At 40.5% G+C, this 13,810-nt stretch carries 15 protein-coding genes and 1 tRNA gene; 8 read left to right on the forward strand and 8 right to left on the reverse strand.

The features are described 5' to 3' along the window. Positions 1-3: 3 nt before the first annotated feature. Positions 4-225, reverse strand: coding sequence for a DUF2795 domain-containing protein (locus CHB71_RS09360; RefSeq protein ID WP_089356648.1), 222 nt, complete (start codon positions 223-225; stop codon positions 4-6). Between the two features lie 142 nt (positions 226-367). After that, positions 368-1,567, reverse strand: a complete 1,200-nt coding sequence (locus CHB71_RS09365; RefSeq protein WP_089356649.1) for a DUF349 domain-containing protein — start codon at positions 1,565-1,567, stop codon at positions 368-370. Between the two features lie 57 nt (positions 1,568-1,624). Here CHB71_RS09365 and ettA point away from each other — a divergent pair, with 57 nt between their 5' ends. Together ettA and CHB71_RS09375 are read left to right on the forward strand one after the other, a co-directional pair. Then, complete coding sequence (ettA, locus tag CHB71_RS09370; protein ID WP_089356650.1) at positions 1,625-3,307, forward strand: energy-dependent translational throttle protein EttA; 1,683 nt, start codon at positions 1,625-1,627, stop codon at positions 3,305-3,307. 5 nt (positions 3,308-3,312) lie between these two features. Further along, positions 3,313-4,590: a metal-dependent hydrolase family protein gene (locus tag CHB71_RS09375; RefSeq protein WP_089356651.1), complete on the forward strand. Its 1,278-nt coding sequence runs from the start codon at positions 3,313-3,315 to the stop codon at positions 4,588-4,590. A gap of 130 nt (positions 4,591-4,720) precedes the next feature. On the opposite strand, the gene CHB71_RS09380 is transcribed toward CHB71_RS09375, so the two are convergent. From CHB71_RS09380 to CHB71_RS09390, 3 genes are all read right to left on the reverse strand, one after another. Beyond that, complete coding sequence (locus CHB71_RS09380) at positions 4,721-5,410, reverse strand: head GIN domain-containing protein (RefSeq protein WP_179213365.1); 690 nt, start codon at positions 5,408-5,410, stop codon at positions 4,721-4,723. A 247-nt stretch (positions 5,411-5,657) separates the two neighbouring features. Further along, positions 5,658-6,155 carry a CAP domain-containing protein gene (locus CHB71_RS09385; RefSeq protein ID WP_089356653.1) on the reverse strand — a complete coding sequence of 166 codons (498 nt, stop codon included), beginning with the start codon at positions 6,153-6,155 and terminating at the stop codon, positions 5,658-5,660. Beyond that, entirely contained in the window at positions 6,152-6,829 is a 678-nt protein-coding gene (locus CHB71_RS09390; RefSeq protein WP_089356654.1) for a ceramidase domain-containing protein, read from the reverse strand. The genes CHB71_RS09385 and CHB71_RS09390 overlap by 4 nt, the downstream gene beginning before the upstream one ends. Before the next feature lie 252 nt (positions 6,830-7,081). Between CHB71_RS09390 and egtB the strand changes: the two genes are divergently transcribed. The 5 genes from egtB (at position 7,082) to CHB71_RS09415 (ending at position 11,446) form a co-directional block, all read left to right on the forward strand. Then, a complete protein-coding gene (egtB, locus tag CHB71_RS09395; RefSeq protein ID WP_245811246.1) occupies positions 7,082-8,308 on the forward strand; it encodes an ergothioneine biosynthesis protein EgtB in 1,227 nt (408 codons plus the stop codon). A 6-nt stretch (positions 8,309-8,314) separates the two neighbouring features. Next, the gene (gene egtD, locus CHB71_RS09400) at positions 8,315-9,274 is read left to right on the forward strand and encodes an L-histidine N(alpha)-methyltransferase (RefSeq protein WP_089356655.1); all 960 of its coding nucleotides are present in this window, start codon (positions 8,315-8,317) and stop codon (positions 9,272-9,274) included. 64 nt (positions 9,275-9,338) lie between these two features. Beyond that, entirely contained in the window at positions 9,339-10,133 is a 795-nt protein-coding gene (locus CHB71_RS09405) for a YHYH protein (protein WP_089356656.1), read from the forward strand. Positions 10,134-10,178: 45 nt separating this feature from the next. Next, entirely contained in the window at positions 10,179-10,811 is a 633-nt protein-coding gene (locus CHB71_RS09410) for a toxin-antitoxin system YwqK family antitoxin (protein ID WP_089356657.1), read from the forward strand. Next, positions 10,808-11,446 carry an SCO family protein gene (locus CHB71_RS09415; RefSeq protein WP_221406699.1) on the forward strand — a complete coding sequence of 213 codons (639 nt, stop codon included), beginning with the start codon at positions 10,808-10,810 and terminating at the stop codon, positions 11,444-11,446. The genes CHB71_RS09410 and CHB71_RS09415 overlap by 4 nt, the downstream gene beginning before the upstream one ends. 10 nt (positions 11,447-11,456) lie before the next feature. Here CHB71_RS09415 and CHB71_RS09420 read toward each other — a convergent pair. The 3 genes from CHB71_RS09420 to CHB71_RS09430 form a co-directional block, all read right to left on the reverse strand. Beyond that, a tRNA-Leu gene (locus tag CHB71_RS09420) sits at positions 11,457-11,540 on the reverse strand. A gap of 152 nt (positions 11,541-11,692) precedes the next feature. Then, positions 11,693-12,280 (reverse strand): TIGR00645 family protein, encoded by a 588-nt coding sequence (locus CHB71_RS09425; protein ID WP_089356658.1) that lies wholly within the window; start codon positions 12,278-12,280, stop codon positions 11,693-11,695. A gap of 78 nt (positions 12,281-12,358) precedes the next feature. After that, positions 12,359-12,754, reverse strand: coding sequence for an RDD family protein (locus CHB71_RS09430; protein WP_089356659.1), 396 nt, complete (start codon positions 12,752-12,754; stop codon positions 12,359-12,361). Positions 12,755-12,793: 39 nt separating this feature from the next. On the opposite strand from CHB71_RS09430, the gene CHB71_RS09435 reads away from it, so the two are divergent. Then, a complete protein-coding gene (locus CHB71_RS09435) occupies positions 12,794-13,798 on the forward strand; it encodes an SRPBCC family protein (protein WP_089356660.1) in 1,005 nt (334 codons plus the stop codon). The last annotated feature ends 12 nt before the right edge of the window (positions 13,799-13,810 follow it).

A 13,810-nucleotide genomic window follows, 5' to 3' on the forward strand; every position in this document is an offset into this window, starting at 1 on the left:
GCGTTAATATTCATCTTCATTAAAAAAGAAGTCCTCTTTCGTAGGATAATCAGGCCATATCTCCTCAATGTTTTCAAAGGGCTGTCCATCATCCTCTAGTTCCTGTAGGTTTTCTACTACTTCTAAAGGAGCTCCGGATCTGATAGAATAATCGATCAGCTCATCTTTGGTGGCGGGCCATGGGGCGTCTTCTAAGTACGATGCAAGTTCTAGTGTCCAATACATATTCTAGCCTCTGTTTTTAAGTCCTGTTTTAATAATGCGCGCAAATATAAATTATTATATCTTATAGCGACACTTATTATTTTTTCAATAATCGAAAGGTAATTTTCTTACACTGAAACGCAAGAAAAAGTTGCTAAAAAATTCAAAATTCTCCAGAATCCACCCAATCAAGCAGTTTGGACTTGATGTCAATCTTTCGCTTTTGACTCTTAATCTTATTTTCAACCAATTTGTTCATTTTTCCATCCGAAGATGAAAAATTAACTGAATTCTCTTCATAAGTCTTCAGGTCTTCTCTATCACGGTTAATCAGATCATTAATAATCCCCTTCCTGAGGGATTTTTTCTTTTCCGCATCCATTTTCGCAAAATCTGGGAATCTTTTTGATGTAAGCTTATCAACAAATGCACGCTCATTTAAGAGCTGGATGAGTTCAAGACACTGATGTTTATCTGTATTACGACTTTTATCCAGAAATACTGATTTCTTAATTTTATCTAGTGTTTCCTTGTCATAAGAAGCCTTATTTGATTTCATGGCCTCAAGTTTTTTTAGTACTTCGGAATAGTCTACTTCAGATTTAAATTTTCGCCCTTTCAAATGTTGATTGAACTGACTGTTTAGCGGTTTGTAAAACTCTGCAGGTATGCCTCCTACTTGTTTCCATTGTTCTTTTAGCTCTTTTACCTTGTTAAATCGCTCCTGACCATGGAGGCTTTCAAGGCTTTTAGCTTGTACTACAAGTTCTTCGTATTGCCTTTTACGATGATCAGTCAGTTTTTGCTTATCCTCATAAAATTTCTTTTTACGATCGAAAAAATCTTTGATGATAGCCCAAAACTCTTCTTCCAGCGCATCATTTTTATCATCTTCAGCACTACCTGTTTTTATCCATCTCCCTTTGATGTCATTGACTTTCTCAGTCCCTTCCCTCCAGTTAAGAATTTCGGATATGTGGCTGGCTTCTTCAATGAGTGCTTTTTTAATTTCTGTATTTCTTACTCTGTTTTTCTGGATGATGTCTTTCACCAGCGATTCATATTTGCAAATCTTGTCGTGAAGCGTTTGGTATTCCCCCAGTCCATCATGCTGAGGAAGGTGCTCTCTTAGGTGCACCAGCTTCATAAGGAAGGAGCCCTTATTTTCTGTTGAGTCTATTTTTTCGGTTACTTCATTGATTTTCTTTTCCAGATCTGCAAAACGTTCTTGAAAGAACTGGACGGATTTATCCGTATCATTATCACGTACTTCTCCTATTTCACGATCGGGATTTTCTCCCCAGCCGTTTTGAAAAACTTTGCCGTCTTTAATAAATCCAAATGGTACCTGTAAGATGTCCAAGGGTGAGTGTAATTCTTAAATTGCTGTGGTATATTCGATTTCTAATCAAACTTAAGCATGTCAGACGAAAAGATCATATTCTCAATGTCGGGGGTCAACAAGATATATCCTCCGCAGAAGCAAGTACTTAAGAATATCTATTTATCATTTTTCTATGGTGCTAAAATAGGCGTCTTAGGACTAAATGGAGCAGGAAAGTCTTCTTTGTTGCGAATAATTGCTGGTAAAGATCAGGAATTTCAAGGTGAAGTAGCGTTTTCGGCAGGTTTTTCAGTAGGAATGTTGGAGCAAGAGCCGGAGTTGGACCCTGATAAAACAGTTATCGAAGTTGTCCGTGAAGGGGCCAAGGAGATTAATGATTTGCTGAAAGAGTATGAGGAAGTAAACGCAAAGTTCACTGATCAGGAAGTGCTGGACGACCCTGATAAAATGAATAAGCTTATTGAAAAGCAAGGTCAAATCCAGGAAAAGCTTGATGCCACAGGAGCTTGGGAAATAGACCATAAACTGGAGCGTGCAATGGATGCGCTTCGTACGCCTCCAGAAGATGCGGTAATCAAAAATTTATCCGGTGGGGAGAAAAGAAGAGTGGCGCTTTGCCGATTGCTGCTGGAACAGCCGGATGTGTTGCTGCTGGATGAGCCTACCAACCACCTCGATGCTGAATCTGTACTTTGGCTAGAGCAGCACCTCAAGCAGTATGAAGGAACGGTCATTGCCGTAACGCACGATCGGTATTTTCTTGATAATGTCGCGGGATGGATATTGGAGCTTGACCGTGGTGAAGGCATCCCATGGAAAGGCAACTATAGCAGCTGGCTGGAGCAGAAGGAGAAACGACTGGCTCAGGAGGATAAGCAGGAGTCCAAAAGACAAAAAACCCTTCAGCGCGAATTGGAATGGGTGCGAATGAGTCCGAAAGGTCGTCAGGCCAAGGCCAAAGCTCGTTTGAGTGCCTACGATAAACTCTTGGGTGAAGAAGCCAGGGAAAAAGAAAAGAACCTGGAGCTCTATATCCCACCAGGCCCCAGACTAGGTGCTAAGGTGATAGAAGCAAACGGTGTAGCTAAAGGATATGGGGATAAATTACTCTATGAAGATTTGTCATTTAGCCTTCCGCAAGGAGGGATAGTTGGAGTCATTGGTCCAAATGGAGCTGGTAAATCAACACTTTTTAAGATGATCACGGGCCAGGAGCAGCCTGATAAAGGAAGCTTTGAAGTAGGAGAAACGGTGGTAATGAGTTACGTCGATCAGGAGCATGATCAGCTCGATCCTAATAAATCAGTCTTTGAGGTAATTTCTGAGGGTAATGAAATCATTGATTTGGGTGGTAAAGAAATGAACGCTCGGGCTTATGTAAGCAAGTTTAATTTTTCCGGTCAGGATCAGGGAAAAAAAGTAAGTGCACTATCCGGTGGTGAAAGAAACCGTGTGCATTTGGCGCTTACACTAAAAAGAGGCGCCAACCTGATTTTATTGGATGAGCCAACAAATGATTTGGATGTCAACACCCTTCGTGCATTGGAAGAAGCCCTTGAGAGTTTTGGTGGATGCGCGGTAGTCATTAGTCACGACCGATGGTTCCTGGATCGTATTTCTACGCATATTCTGGCATTCGAAGGAGACTCACAAGCCTACTGGTTTGAGGGCAACTTCACAGATTATGAAGAAAACAGGAAGAAACGCCTTGGTGATGAAGAGCCTAAGCGAATCAAGTACAAAAAATTAATTGAGTAACCGATATGAAAAAACTAAGCCTAACCTTATCCATTATTCTTATCGCTGCGTCGCTTTCAGCACAGCGCACAATCATTCATGCCGGAACATTGATCGACGGAGTTTCGAAGAAAGCAGTCTCTGAAAAATCCATCATTGTGGAGGGGAAGAGTATTACGTCAATTGAAAATGGATATGTCTCAGCTCAAAATGGTGATCAAGTCATTGACCTTAAAAATTATACGGTGATGCCCGGATGGATCGATATGCATGTACATATGGAGGGAGAGTCAAGTCCTGATCGGTACATTCGAACATTTACAGATAATCCTGCTGATAAGGCGTTTATGTCAGTAGACATTTCTAGGCGTACGCTCATGGCAGGATTCACTACTGTTCGTGATGTTGGTGGTAGCGGAGTGAATGTTTCCCTGAGAGAAGCAATCGCTAAGGGAATCATTGATGGCCCACGAATTTTCACATCGGAAAAAGGCTTGTCCATTACGGGTGGTCATGGAGATCCAACCAATGGATATCGTGATGATTTGATGGGGAATCCCGGCCCAAAAGAGGGAGTGGTGAATGGGGTGGATGATGCTAGAAAGGCAGTGCGCCAGCGCTATAAGAACGGTGCAGATCTGATCAAAATCACGGCAACCGGAGGTGTGCTTAGTGTGGCTAAAGATGGCAAAGGCGCACATTTTCAGGAAGCCGAAATCAAAGCTATCGTCGAGGCAGCTACAGATTTGGGTTTTCATGTTGCTGCACACGCCCATGGAGATGAAGGCATGCAAAGAGCGGTTGCAAATGGCGTAAAAACCATTGAACATGGTACGTACATGAGTGACGAGACCATGGATTTGATGATTGAGAAAAATGCATTTTTAGTCCCAACCATCACTGCCGGAATGGAAGTGGCGGAAAACGCGAAGAAGCCGGGCTATTACCCAAAAGTCGTAGCTGACAAGGCCAGAGTCATTGGACCGAAGATTCAAGGCACATTTACCAGAGCATACAAAAAAGGAGTACCGATTGCCTTTGGGACGGATGCCGGAGTGTTTAAGCATGGTGAAAATGCTCGAGAGTTTACCTACATGGTGGAAGGTGGCATGCCGGCTATTGAGGCGATTATCAGCGCTACGTCCGTACCAGCAGGATTACTTGGGATGGGTGATCAAATTGGTTCGCTTAAGGAAGGATATCTCGCTGATATTGTCGCCGTACCAGGAAATCCATTGGAAAATATTGAGGTGATGAAAGATGTGAAGTTTGTGATGAAGGAGGGCAAGATCTATAAGAATTAAGATTTGAAAATGAATAATTAAAGAATGAGCCGGGTGATCCGGCTTTTTTGTGTTTAATAGGAATAAAAAAAGCCCGGTTTCCCAGGCTTTCAATCTAATATCTAACTTCTAAAGTCTAATATCTCAAAAATCACATCTTTCTTACTTTCCCACTACCTGAAGAATCGCTGATTACTCGTTTTGGATCACCATTGTAGTATATACTTCCACTTCCTGAAATTTTTGCTTCTATTTCCTCTGTTGCCGTGATGTAACAGCTACCCGACCCACTGATAGAAGCTTGAAATACTTTTACCTCTAAATCCTCAGCTTTTATTTTTCCTGAACCACTGATTTTAGCTTCTGCTTCGTTGGCCTTTCCATTCAATCGAATACTTCCGGAACCAGATATACGTAAATCCATTTCTTCACTTTCCACATCCAGCTCCATATCTCCTGAGCCACTCACGGAAAGTCGCATATCTTCTGTACTCAATGTGCCATCACTTTCAATGTATCCACTTCCGCTCACGCCAAGTCCTTCGATTTCCCTCATTGTCACATAAATGGTGATGTCGGATCGGCTCCAACCATCTTTCCAGTTCCATTTTCCTTCTTTTTGGATTACAAGCCGATCACCTTTCATTTCAAACTCGATTTCATCAAACAAGTCATCATCACATTCAATCTGTATCTGATCGTTTGATCCTTGTTTGATGTAAAGTTTAGCCGGAATTCCGAGAGATAATTCAGTGAAGCTCCCGACATCTACTGATCTTTTTTGACCAAAGGAGGGGAGAACAAGTGTAGCTGCTAAAACAACGGTTAGTAATGACTTCATTTTGAGTTTTCTCTTAAAGACATGCTGATTCGTTAGAGGTTGCATTTTCCTTTACAAATAATAGTGAATAAAAAAAGCCCGACTAATCGGGCTTCAATGTTTTCAGCGGTAGATAATATTATTATGAGAAGAATTAATACTTAGCTGCGCTGAAAAGCTGATACGAATGTACCTACAGGTAATTGAAATGCATGAGATTGACCTTCAAAATACCTAATATTCAACTGGATTAGGTATATAGAAAGTGTTAGTAAGGCTTTTCTCCCACCCAATTCCCCGGCGGATCATAGTTGCAAACCCAGATATCCATTCCATCACACTCGATTTTAGCGCATCCTACTTTACGGGTTGTTTGCCATACCATTTGGGTATAATGTCCGCACATCTTGCCCGGCTTGCACTTGTTTCGATTATAGTTGTAGTCTGCTTTTTCGCTTGCCCAGGCATCAACTACATAGGCCGCATCAAAAGCTCCAGCGGTTCCTTTGAATAAATTTTCACCGTACTTATTATCAGGTCGGTGCTCCCATCCGCAATTTTTGCGCTTTAATTTCTTGGCCCAATCAGCCGCTAGCTCAGCCATTTCATCAGACCACTCCAGCTTTTCCATTACACCCACATCCGCTCGCCAGTAATTGTGCCTGTCCAGAATCATTTGTTTTTCTTCAGCACTCAGTGCTGTTTGATATTTAGCAGAGTTAGGAACAAGCCAAAATAGGCTTAGTATTACGATGATCGTTTTCATGCGGGTTGCGTTTCAAGCTCATCCCTACGGATGAAATAGATATACTTTGCCATATAAAACGCACCAATCCCACTAAAGATATGCCAGAGGAAGTGAGAGCCCATTGGTATTAGCATTGCAACGCTGTAATCAATCCTCCGAAACATCAAACTCAGCGATAGGAATATTACTGATACGAGGATGGTTTTGTAATGCTTGTATTCATTCCTTGAAAGGAAGAAAACAATAGGGAAAAAGATCAGGAAGCCGGTGATAACATAATTGAGGTTGAGTGCCAGCTGCCCGTCATAGTAATCGAAAACAGCAAATCGAATAAATGTAAACGGGATTACTACTGTCGCTACCTGCCATCGGTTTTTCAATATTTTATCCCAGAAGTAGATACTAACCGAGAGGGTGACAATAGCAGTGGGCAATACATCCATCCATAATAGAAAGCTGGAAGATCGAAATGCGTGGAAGAGCACACTACCTGTGGCTCCAAGAAAGAGTAAGGGCATAAGGAAGTATAAGAACGGGTACTCTTTTATTTTCCAACTGAGTTTAAATGCCCAGTATACTGCGGGAAGCACAATTGCTAACGATGAAAGCGCATTCCAGGGCTCAGAGATAAATGAAGTAAGGTCAGTTTCTGCATAAATGGGCCCACCATCTGTGGGTAAAAGCGTTTGCATATTCGATCTAAGATTTATTTCCAATAACTATACGTGTAACTAACTGGCAGGGATTTTGATTCATTAAAAAAACCAGGAATGACTTGTTCTGGTCTTTTTTGGTTAGTTGAAAGCCCTGTCTGCCAGTTTGCGGATGGGGTTCTTTTTTATAATTAAACGTCCAATTTTCGTGGATTCTCACGTCAAGATTTATAAATTGGAAAAAATCCAAAAATCGTTTTGCAATCCATTGAAATACAACATACAGACCTGTTGAAGGGATACAACGAAGTGAGAAGCCAAACACAATTTCTATGTGATCCACTGGAAATTGAAGATTTTGTTGTTCAGCCTGTCATGGATGTTAGTCCACTCAAGTGGCATTTAGGACACACAACCTGGTTTTTCGAAAACTTTATTTTGGTTCCGAATATGCTTGATTATAAGGCTTTTCACCCAAAATATGCCTACTTATTCAATAGCTACTATATCTCTGCCGGAGATCGGTGGTCCAGGGAAAATAGAGGCCAATTGACACGACCGACGGTCAAGGAAGTCTTTGAATACAGAAGCTATGTGGATGAGCACATGAAGCAATTTCTTGAAAACCAGGAAATAGCGGAGACATTGGCTGAAGTGCTCATTTTAGGAATGAATCATGAGCAGCAGCATCAGGAGTTGTTTTTGTACGATATCAAGCGAATTCTGGGCGACAACCCACTTTTTCCAGTTTACAGAAAAGAAGAAAAACCAGTCAAACAGGTAAATTCAGAAATGGAATGGCTGAACATTGATGAGGGCATTTATGAAATTGGACATGAGGGCAATGGTTTCCATTTCGATAATGAGGAAGGACGACATAAAGTCTTTTTGCACGAATTTCAGATATGCTCCAGTCTTATAACCAATGGGGAATATTTGAAATTCATTGAAGATGGTGGGTATCGTAATCATATGCTTTGGTTGTCAGAAGCGTGGGATTGGGTCAATGAGAATGAAGTAAAAGCACCAAGGTATTGGAATCAGGAAGATGGTGGTGAGTGGGGACACTACACCCTTCACGGGTATGAGCAAATAAAAGAAGAAGACCCTGTTTGCCACATTTCGTTTTATGAGGCAGATGCATTTGCTCGCTGGAGAGGATGTAGACTCCCTACCGAGCAAGAATGGGAAGTAGCATGCAAGATGTATTCACCAAATGTTCTTGCAGACGCCAACTTTGTTGAAAACAAACATTTTAAAGCAATTCAGACTTCAGACTTTGATTTTTTTGGTAATCTGTGGGAGTGGACATCCAGCCCATACGTATCCTACCCGTACTATAATCCACCTGAAGGAGCTCTAGGAGAGTACAATGGTAAATTCATGGTGAACCAGATGGTGCTTAGAGGCGGTTCTTTTGGCACGCCAAGAAATCATATTCGTGCAACATATCGTAATTTTTTTCACCCGCATCTGCGTTGGATGTTTTCTGGCATCCGGCTGGCTAAGTACATATAAAAACAAATGACCAAGGAAATATCAACGCTCACTCCCTTCGCAGAGGATGTAATGGAAGGACTAATGTCTGAAAACAAGCACCTTCCATCCAAGTATTTTTATGATGCAAAGGGCGATAGTCTTTTTCAGCAAATTATGCACCTGGATGAATACTACCTCACCAGGAAAGAACTTGAGATTTTCGAAACACATAAAGCAGCAATTTTAGAAGCTATAAATGGTGACAATGAGCCATTACGAATTATCGAATTGGGGGCTGGCGATGGTTTGAAGACTAAGGTTTTACTTAAATATTTTCTTTCTCAGGGAGTTGATTTTATTTACACCCCGGTGGATATTTCTGGCAATGTGCTAGAGATTTTAGAGCAAAACCTGACAGCTGAAATACCAGGCCTAAAGATAGAAACCTATGAAGGTGATTACTTCGATGCTTTGAAAGGAATATCAGAGCGGCCAGAAAAGGATATCGTTTTTTTCCTAGGCTCTAATGTTGGAAACTTTAGCCGTGAAGAAGCGGAGAAGTTTCTTTCTGACCTGCAGAAGTTTCTAAAAGCAGGGGACCTACTCTTTATGGGTGTGGATCTAAAAAAAGATCCGGCAATTATTCTGAACGCTTACAATGATTCTCAAGGTGTGACCCGTGAGTTCAACTTAAACCTATTGGACAGAATCAACACAGAAATGGGTGCTAACTTTGATCGGGATCAGTTTCTTCATTACCCATATTACAACCCACATACAGGAGAGTGCAGAAGTTACCTCATAAGTAAATCAGAACAGGAAATCACATTTGAAGAGGAGTCAGTTGTTTTAAGGGCATGGGAGGCCATCTTCATGGAGATCTCAAAAAAATATGATCGAAAACAATTGGAACAGCTGGCAAAAGCATCCGGTTTCTGTCCTGTACAATCTTTCCTTGATTCCGACAATTGGTTTGCAGATGTGCTTTGGCAAAAGGAAAAATAATGACTTTTCTATGGCGGGTTTTCTCACATCTTGCCGTCAATAAAGAGAACCAAAGATTTTTAAAATGAAAAAATTGAATTTCAAGCTGGTTGTCTATGCTTTCAGCATCTTAATGTTAATGGCCTGCGGAGATGATGATTCCGTACCTGCAATGGATGATGTAGAAGGTGATGAGATAGATGACGATGAGTCAGAAGTAGATCAGATCGACATCAGCACTTTAGCTGCAAAATTTTATAATACTGAGGCTGTAAGCGTCGCTTTTGATGACACTTGGGTTACGATCACTTCATCAAACTTGCCGGATCATAAAAGCATGTATTATCCAATGAATGATCCATTGTACGAAGCATATGATGAGCCGAATAATCCCGATTTCAAGAAAAACCCAGGAGAAATAGGTGCTCAAAACTATGTGTTCAAAATCCCTAGATATCCATCAGAAGCAACGAATAAAGAGTCAACTCCAATGGGACCAATGGGTGTCTCCATCAACAGTGTGGTTTTCTTTAATCAAGAAGCCGCACCGGGTGATGATATTTTAGAAGAGCTAAATACATTTGATCAATTTGAAGGTCATCCAGCTGGTGATGCCTACCACTATCATATTGAACCTATCTGGCTCACAGAAAATAAAGGATCAGATGCCTTTTTAGGATTTCTATTAGACGGATTTCCTGTTTATGGGCCGATGGAAAATGGAAAAACCATCACCAATGATGATTTAGATGATTATCACGGTCATACATCAGCAACAGCAGATTTTCCTGACGGAATATACCACTATCACATTACTGAAGACCTGCCATGGATTAATGGTGATGGATTTTTCGGTGTAGCAGGAACGATCACACAGTAACAAAACAATTGTGGGGTTGATCCATTAGGTCGACCCCATTTTTCTATGAAGCAAGTAGGAACTATAGGACTTTTAGTTTGGATGATGGTTGGTTGCATCCATTCAAAAGAAGAGATCAATCCTCTCGTTGAAGAGATAGCATATGATATTCCGAAAATTAACATTCTTGCTACTAACCCGGATATTACCAAAAAACAAAATGGTGATGTATTCTATCATGACCTACCTTTTTCAGGTTATTTGGTTGAAAGATATCCCAATGACTCTCTCTCATTAAAGATTGGATTTTATGATGGGAAGCAAAATGGGGTGATGACTTCTTATTATGAAAATGGAAGCATACGATACATACGACCATACCTGAATGGTGAAAAGCATGGCAAGCATGTTGGATTTCATAAAAATGGGACTAAGGCTTTTGAGTATCATTTTGTTGATGGTTTTAGCGAGGGAAACCATAAAGAGTGGTACGATAATCGACAACCCGCTACCGATATGAATTATGTAAATGGAAAAGAATTTGGAAGGCAACAGGCCTGGAGACCTGACGGCAAGGTACGGTCCAATTATATCGTACGAGAGAATGGAAGGAGATATGGCTTGATGGGGATCAAAAGATGTACAAAACTTGATGGGGTCACTCAATCTGTTGACCCATATAAAGGAGAAGAGCAATGAGAAATATGTTATATATGCTGATTGCGGTTCTTTTACTCAGTTGCAAATCGAAAAATGGAAAGGAGATCGACCTTCCTTTTTATAATGAAGAAACCTTCACTGCTGAATGGATCGAAGAAAATGACTCAAGATATGACAAGATTCATACAATCTCGGATTTTGAGTTTGTAAACCAGGAAGGTGAGATTATTACAAATAAGACTTTTGATGGGAAAGTCTATGTTGCTAATTTTTTCTTCACCATGTGCCCGACAGTTTGTCCAAAAATGGAGGCAAACTTGTCAATGGTTCAGGATGAGTTTAAAGATAATAGTCAAGTGAAAATACTCTCTCATACGGTAATGCCTTGGGCAGATAGTGTAGCAAGGCTGAAGGAGTATGCTCAGCAAAATGAAATCAACTCGCAGCAATGGCATTTAGTCACCGGTGAGCAAGAAGAGATTTACAAAATGGGTCGCCTTGCATACTTTGCAGATGAAGGGTTTGGTAAAGGGGTCACAGATTTGGATGACTTTCTACACACAGAAAATATCGTATTGATCGATCAAAAAAGAAGAATCAGGGGTATTTACAATGGCACTTTAAAGCTCGAGATGAGAAGAATGATGGAGGATATCAGGTATCTTATAGAATAAAGCACGGTAGTGCCCAGAGCGGGAGTCGAACCCGCACGTCCATACGAACACATGGCCCTCAACCATGCCTGTCTACCAGTTTCAGCACCTGGGCAATTTTGAATCGTTACACTGCTTCTTTAAAGCAATGAAAAAATTAATCTGAGGACGGCAAAAATAACTTTTTGAGTATAACCCACCTACTCAAATCAAAACAAAAAAGCCGGATTCAATCCGGCTTTTAGAATCTTTTCAATTTCTTAAATACTAATGACCTGATTCGTCATCATTGTGTTCACTTGCATTTGGCGCATGTGAAGCATGATAGCTATGGGTAATTTTCTCAGTTTGTGACAGCAATAATGCAGAAACGATGAATACCATGTGTATTACAATCTCAATGACAATACCCTCCGGACTTGTCTTTTGCACCTCGTTTCTGTAGTCAATGAAAGTTTTCAGTAAGTATACCCCTGAAATAGAGGCGAGTGAGGTTGCAAGTTTAATTTTTAACTGACCAGCATCCAGACCTTCAAGCCAAAGCGGTTTATCATCATGCATGTCTACATCAATTCGGCTGGTGAAGATTGAATAACCACCTATTGTAACCATTACTACAAGGTTCATCACCATGGAGATATCCACAAGACCTAAAATGCTAAGCATCATCTTGGTTTCATTCCAAATAGTGGTGTATTTCACCATATACATAAGCTCTTGAAAAAACTTATAGAGATAGAAAAATGATGCGATGATTAGCCCTGTATAAAGTGGAGCTTGTACCCAGCGACTCCAGAAAATAAAACCCTCGAAAAAGCTTTCAAACCGTTTTATTGGGGTATTCTCGTTACTCATAATGCTTAGACCAGTTAAAATTTAACCTGAAATATAAATGATAATTGGAAGGTAGACCTTTCACTTAGCGAAATTAAGTCAATCTTCATCAAATAATACCAACGTACCACCAATATAGTCATGTAGCGCTTTTCTTTTTGTGTTGAACGCAATAAGAATAAATCCAGCAAAAAACAGTAGCAAGGATAGTATCTTGGTGAGATTTCTAACGATGGCCTGATAAGTCGTTACTTTTCGATCCGAATCACTACTAACCTTGATTTTAGTCCATTTTTTACCGGGAGTAGCATGCCATGAGGAGGCTTCAAAGGCAATGTGATAGATGAGATAAATACTGCCTAGTATCATCAGGTCATAATCAGATCGAGGAATGATAAATGACATTAAGTAAAAAAGAAATAAGATTGGGAGTAGATCTATATTGTGAGCCATCAATCTTTTCCAAAACCCTGCGTATTTATTTATTTCTTCCAATCCACTTAACTTTAAGATTCACAAAAATCAACTCTAATTATGAAAGTTCTCAAAATTATAGGAATCATCATTTTGGTGATTGTAATTATTGGTATTGTGGCTACAGTTTTTGGTCCAACAGAATCACATGTGGAGCGTTCTGTTACCATTGATGCTCCTGTCGAAACCGTTTTTAAAGAAGTGAATGGATTTCGGACTTTTGATCAGTTTTCTGCCTGGTCAGAAGTGGACACCACAGCAAAAGTAATCATTGAAGGACCTGCAACGGGTGTTGGAGCGAGCTATCGTTGGGATAGTGATAATTCTGATCTGGGAAAAGGGAGTATTGAAATCATTGAATCAGACGAGAATATGATGGTTAAATCCAAAATGAAATTCGAAGGTTACCCGGGAGAACCGACCGCTTCATGGATTTTAAATGAAGAAGATGGCAAGACGGTTGTTACCTACACGTATGATGAAACTAATATCTCCGGCATTGGTAAATTATTTGCCTACGGAATCGATGGTATGCTTGGACCAATGTATGAAAGAACATTAGAGAAATTAAAAAGCAGGATAGAAAGTCGTCCTGAGTTTACCTATCAAATAGATCAGGTTGAAACTGAGGCAATGCCATATATCGGCTCTCAGGTAACCTCTTCAAGTGACCCGCAAATGATTGGTGAGGTAATGGGTGAGACCTATGAAAAAGTATTTGAATATTTGAATGCGAACAACATTGAAATGCAAGGGGCACCCATCTCAATCAACATAAATTATGATGAGCAGTCAGCAGAAATGATCTGCGCTGTTCCTGTTGGAGAAGGGGCTAGTCCTGGGGATGATCTTGTTGGCGGAATGACCTATGAGGGTGCTGCATTAAAGACGGTATATTTAGGTAATTATGATAATATCGGAGATGCACACGAGGATCTGAATGCATATATTTCATATTACGGTTATGATCGAAATGGTCAGCCATGGGAAGAATATATAACCGATCCCATGAGCGAACCAGACACATCGAAGTGGATGACAAATGTTTACTACCCTGTCAAATAGCAAAGATTGAAA

The organism is Ekhidna lutea, assembly GCF_900188325.1.
GTDB classification, from domain to species: domain Bacteria; phylum Bacteroidota; class Bacteroidia; order Cytophagales; family Cyclobacteriaceae; genus Ekhidna; species Ekhidna lutea.

Bases quoted from the DNA above. Each gene is read 5' to 3' on its own strand.
- CHB71_RS09360 (WP_089356648.1), bottom strand. From the start codon at position 225: ATGTATTGGACACTAGAACTTGCATCGTACTTAGAAGACGCCCCATGG.
- ettA (WP_089356650.1), top strand. From the start codon at position 1,625: ATGTCAGACGAAAAGATCATATTCTCAATGTCGGGGGTCAACAAGATA.
- CHB71_RS09375 (WP_089356651.1), top strand. From the start codon at position 3,313: ATGAAAAAACTAAGCCTAACCTTATCCATTATTCTTATCGCTGCGTCG.
- CHB71_RS09380 (WP_179213365.1), bottom strand. From the start codon at position 5,410: ATGAAGTCATTACTAACCGTTGTTTTAGCAGCTACACTTGTTCTCCCC.
- CHB71_RS09385 (WP_089356653.1), bottom strand. From the start codon at position 6,155: ATGAAAACGATCATCGTAATACTAAGCCTATTTTGGCTTGTTCCTAAC.
- CHB71_RS09390 (WP_089356654.1), bottom strand. From the start codon at position 6,829: ATGCAAACGCTTTTACCCACAGATGGTGGGCCCATTTATGCAGAAACT.
- egtD (WP_089356655.1), top strand. From the start codon at position 8,315: ATGACCAAGGAAATATCAACGCTCACTCCCTTCGCAGAGGATGTAATG.
- CHB71_RS09405 (WP_089356656.1), top strand. From the start codon at position 9,339: ATGAAAAAATTGAATTTCAAGCTGGTTGTCTATGCTTTCAGCATCTTA.
- CHB71_RS09410 (WP_089356657.1), top strand. From the start codon at position 10,179: ATGAAGCAAGTAGGAACTATAGGACTTTTAGTTTGGATGATGGTTGGT.
- CHB71_RS09415 (WP_221406699.1), top strand. From the start codon at position 10,808: ATGAGAAATATGTTATATATGCTGATTGCGGTTCTTTTACTCAGTTGC.
- CHB71_RS09425 (WP_089356658.1), bottom strand. From the start codon at position 12,280: ATGAGTAACGAGAATACCCCAATAAAACGGTTTGAAAGCTTTTTCGAG.
- CHB71_RS09435 (WP_089356660.1), top strand. From the start codon at position 12,794: ATGAAAGTTCTCAAAATTATAGGAATCATCATTTTGGTGATTGTAATT.